Origin of the sequence: Paraeggerthella sp. (genome assembly GCF_048427265.1) — a bacterium.
GTDB classification, from domain to species: domain Bacteria; phylum Actinomycetota; class Coriobacteriia; order Coriobacteriales; family Eggerthellaceae; genus Paraeggerthella; species Paraeggerthella hominis.
In genome coordinates, this window is the sequence record NZ_DBFOSR010000011.1 from 1 (window position 1) to 4558 (window position 4558).

The following is a 4558-nucleotide window of genomic DNA, read 5'->3' on the forward strand; positions in this document are numbered from 1 at the left end:
CTGCGCATGCGGGCCGTCCTCGACCACGCGGCCTCCGTCAAGCACCACGATGCGGTCCAAGCTGGCCACCGTGGACAAGCGATGCGCCACCACGATGGCCGTACGCCCGTGCATGAGGGTGGCCAGCGCGTCCTGCACCAGGTGCTCGCTTTCGGAATCGAGCGCGCTGGTAGCCTCGTCCAGCACGAGCACCGGGCAATCAGCCAGAAGCGCACGCGCTATGGCGATGCGCTGGCGCTGGCCGCCCGACAGCTTGACGCCGCGCTCGCCCGTAACGGTATCGAAACCCTGCGGCAAGCGCTCGATGAACTCGAGCGCGTTCGCACGGCGCGCCGCTTCGCGGATCTCGTCCATGGACGCGTCGGGCCGTCCGTACGCGATGTTCTCCGCAATGCTGCGATGGAACAGCAACGCCTCCTGCGGCACATAGGCGATCTGGCGGCGAAGCGACTGCTGCGCGGCGTCGGCGATGTCCTGGCCGTCCACCAGGATGCGGCCCTCCTGAATGTCGGAAAGCCGCAGCAACAGCTTCGTGAGCGTGGTTTTGCCCGCACCGCTCGCACCCACCAAGCCAACCCTCTGGCCTGCGGGTATGTGCAAATCAAGCCCGTCGAACACCGTCGTGCGCACGTCTCCGTCGGTATACCAGAATCCAATTCCCTCGAAATCGATGGCCCCTTCGCGCACCTCAAGCGGAGCGGCGTCGGGCGCGTCGGCTACCAGACGCGGCTCATCGAGGATGATCGTCATACCGCTGGCGTCGCCGAACGCGCGGTTGAAGCGCTGCAACCCGTTGTTGATGAAGTTGAACTGGTTCGTCACCGTGTAGGTGTAGGTGAACATGACCACCAGCGTGCCCGGCGTGATGCCGTACCAGGCGTTGCCGCCCGCGATGAACACCGCCACCACGCTCATGATGGCAACGGTGATGCACGCCGTCACGATGCCGCGCGTAAGCGATGCCCACATGCGCTTGGAATCGCGCGCCACCACCTCGCGGTTCGCCTGGTCGAACAAGCCGCGCTCGTAATCCTCGCGACCGTAGGTCTTCACGGCAAGAATGTTCGCCACCGAATCCGACAACTCGCCCGAAAGCTGGTTCTGCGCGCCCGCCGCCTTCTCGTTCAGAGCCAGGATGCGCTTGTACATGTAGTACGAAACCCCCGCGTACACCGCCAGCAGCAGCATGAGGATGGCCACGTACACCGGAACGCGAGGAGCAAGGATGGCGCACGTGAACACCACCGAGCAGATCACCGGCAGAAACGGAAACGTGATGGTTTCCAGCAGCAGTTGGTAAGCGCTCATGAACTTGGTGGTTTGGCTGACCAGCGTACCGCCGAAACGGTTCGAATGAAACGACATGGACTGGTTGCACAGCGCGTCGAACGACATGGTGGCCAAATCGTACGAGGCTGCGATTTGCAGACGGTACATGGTGTAGTCCTGCACCTTGCTGGCAACCTGACCCGCTACGTTGATTCCGATGAGCGCCAGAATGTACGGCCCGAACACCGCGAACACCTCGTCCGGCGACACCGACCCCGCGCTCACACGGTCCACCACCAGGCTCATCACGTACGGGTTGCCGTACGAAAGCAGCGCCACGAACAGAAACGTCGACGCCATAAGGGCCGTGAACAGCCCGAAGTGCTTGCGAGTGACCAACCAGAAATAATGCAACGTGCGACGCGTTGTGGACGCAGCGGTTTGACGCGACATGAGGATCCCTTCTTTTTGCTTCGACACGATTATGCCACAAGCGCGTCGACTCATGCCGCGCCGAGCGCCGCCGCACGTTTGCTCCAGCGAAGCGGCGCCGGGAGCAAGGCCGCGGGACGGGTTGCCCGCCCCGGCCAAACCCATCGGCTATTCGATTCCCAGTTCTTCGAAGAAGCCCACGCGGAAGTTCTTGAACACGACCTCGCCCTCTTCCTGCGTGGCGTCCAAATCGACATCGGCGGCAATGCCGAAATCGTGATCGTCGTCAGGGTCGCTGAAAATCTGGTGCACGTGCCACACGCGGGCCGATTTCTCGTCGGACTCGTCGATCTCCAGATAGGCCATCGACCGCGCATCGCCGTCGATGCGCACCTCGTCGTGCGCTTCGTAGTACGAATCCAAGGCGCGCTGCCAACGCGGCTCCCCGCAGCCCCAATCCTGGTCCAAGCGGCCCAGCTCCGCCGCGCGCTCCTGCGCAGCCAGCCGCACGCGCAAAAACAGCGCGTTGCGAACGAGCACCGTCACGCCGCGCCGATCCGTCACCACCTCGTCGGCGTCCACCGGCGCAGTCGCGTCCAAGGCCGACCCCGCGTTCTCCCATTCGTCCATCAAGCTGGAGTCCACCGACCTCACCACGAAGCCCAGCCATGCGATGACGTCCTCCAGCCGATCGTTACGCTTGTCCACCGGCACCGTGCGCGCGATCACCCGGTACGCGTCGGCCAGGTAGCGCAGCAGCAGCCCCTCCGACCGGGCGATGCCGTAGCGCTGCACGTAGCCCTTGAAGTCGCTGGCGGTTTCCAGCATGTCGCGCAGGACCGACTTCGGCTCCAGCTGGAAATCGCGCGCCCACGGCACCTCCTGACAATAGCGCTCGAACGCCGCACCCAGCAGATCCTCGAGCGGCTTGGGATACGTGATCTCGGCGATGCGCTCCAAGCGTTCCTCGTAGTCCACCCCGTCGGCCTTCATGTCGGCCATGGCCCGATCCTTCGCCTGCCGTTCCTGCGCGCGCAGCACCTGACGCGGGTTTTCCAGCGTGGCCTCGGCCATGGAGATGACGTCGTGTGCGTACGTGTCGCTTTCCGGGTCCAGCAGCTCCAGCGCAGCCAGCAAAAACGGCGAAAGTGGCTGGTCAAGCGCAAAATCCTCGGGGAGGTCGACGGTGGTGACGTATTCCGTGCTTCCATCTTCGGCCTGCACGCGCTCCACCACGTCGGCGTTCACGAGCGTGGCGAATATGTCGTCCGCGCGCACGACGAGGGCGGCCTTCTCCTCGTCGGTCTGGGCGGAGTCGGCGATGAGCTTACGGACGCGCGCGTACGCGTCGCCACCCTGCACCACTTCCGACAGCACCATCGAATGCGTGATCTTCATGCGCGGCTTCAGCGTTTCGGGCGTTGCCTCAATCAGACGCTCGAACGTCTGCTTGTTCCAGGTGACGAATCCCTCAGGCGGCTGCTTCTTCTTGATCTTACGCAGCTTCTTCGGGTCGCCGCCGGCCTTCTGCACCAGCTTCACGTTCTCGATGTCGTGCTCGGGAGCTTCAGCCAGCACCACGCCTTCGGTGTCGAAGCCGCTGCGGCCCGCGCGGCCCGCGATCTGATGGAACTCGCGGGCGCGCAGACGGCGCATCTTGTAGCCGTCGAACTTCGTGAGCGCCGTCAAAAGCACGGTGTGAATGGGCACGTTGATGCCCACGCCCAGCGTGTCCGTGCCGCAGATGACGGGAAGAAGCCCCTGCTGAGCAAGCTTTTCCACCAGCAAGCGATACCGGGGCAGCATGCCGGCGTGGTGCACGCCGACGCCGCTTGAAAGCAGGCGCTTGAGCGTTTTGCCGAACGCCGTGGTGAAGCACGTGCCGGCCATGGCGCGCTTGATGTCCTCGCGCTGCTCCTTCGACGCCACGCCGAAGCTCGAAAGCGATTGCGCCGTGGCAAGCGCGGCATCCTGCGAGAAATGCACGATGTAGAGCGGAGCCTCGCCGTTGCGCAGCGCCAGTTCCACGCTGCCTTCGAGCGGCATCTCCACGTATTCGTAGGACAGCGGAACGGGGCGCGGGGCGTCGGCCACCACGTCGACGTCGACGCCCGTGCGCTCTTTGAGCGAGCTCGCGATGTTCGAGACGTCGCCCAACGTTGCGCTCATCAGCAAGAACTGCGTTTTCGGCAGCGTGAGCAGGGGAACCTGCCACGCCCATCCGCGGTCGGCGTCGCCGTAGAAATGGAACTCGTCCATGGCGACGCAGCCCACGTCGGCGCGCTCGCCCTCGCGCAGCGCTTCGTTCGCCAGGATCTCGGCCGTGCAGCACACGACCGGCGCCTGCGCGTTGATGTGCGTGTCGCCCGTGATCATGCCCACGTTATCGCGCCCCAGCACGTCCACCAGATCGAAGAACTTCTCGCTGACCAGGGCTTTGATGGGGGCTGTGTAGTACGCGCGCCGACCTGTGGCAAGCGCCATGAAATGCAGGCCCAGCGCGACCATCGACTTGCCGGAACCCGTGGGCGTGCCCAGGATGACGTGGTCGCCCATCATGAGCGCCATGAGCGCTTCTTCCTGATGGGGCCACAGGTCGATGCCGCGCGACGCCACCCAATCGAGGAAGCGGTCGAGCGCTTCGTCGGGCGTGAGCCACGGCTCGGGGGCGGGCTCCCCCTCTTCCGGCTCCCACCAGCTTGGCGCGAGCAGCCCCAGCGACCCGTGCGCGAACGCCGCCCCTTCGGACTTCTCCGTTGTTTCCTCTGTTGCGCGTTCGACCATGCGGGACGACCTCCGACCATACCAGCGATACTTTGCAAAGCATCTATTTTACCCGTTACCGCGCCCATGCGGA

The 4558-nt window shown here is 64.5% G+C and carries 2 protein-coding genes; both read right to left on the reverse strand.

Features of this window, described 5'->3' with window-relative positions:
• Positions 1-1722 (reverse strand): ABC transporter ATP-binding protein (locus ACMNI9_RS01090; protein ID WP_418830425.1); only part of this gene is annotated, 1722 nt, incomplete at its 3' end.
• 147 nt (positions 1723-1869) lie between these two features.
• Entirely contained in the window at positions 1870-4485 is a 2616-nt protein-coding gene (locus ACMNI9_RS01095; RefSeq protein WP_418830427.1) for a DEAD/DEAH box helicase, read from the reverse strand.
• Positions 4486-4558: the final 73 nt, after the last annotated feature.

Bases quoted from the DNA above. Each gene is read 5' to 3' on its own strand.
- ACMNI9_RS01095 (WP_418830427.1), bottom strand. From the start codon at position 4,485: ATGGTCGAACGCGCAACAGAGGAAACAACGGAGAAGTCCGAAGGGGCG.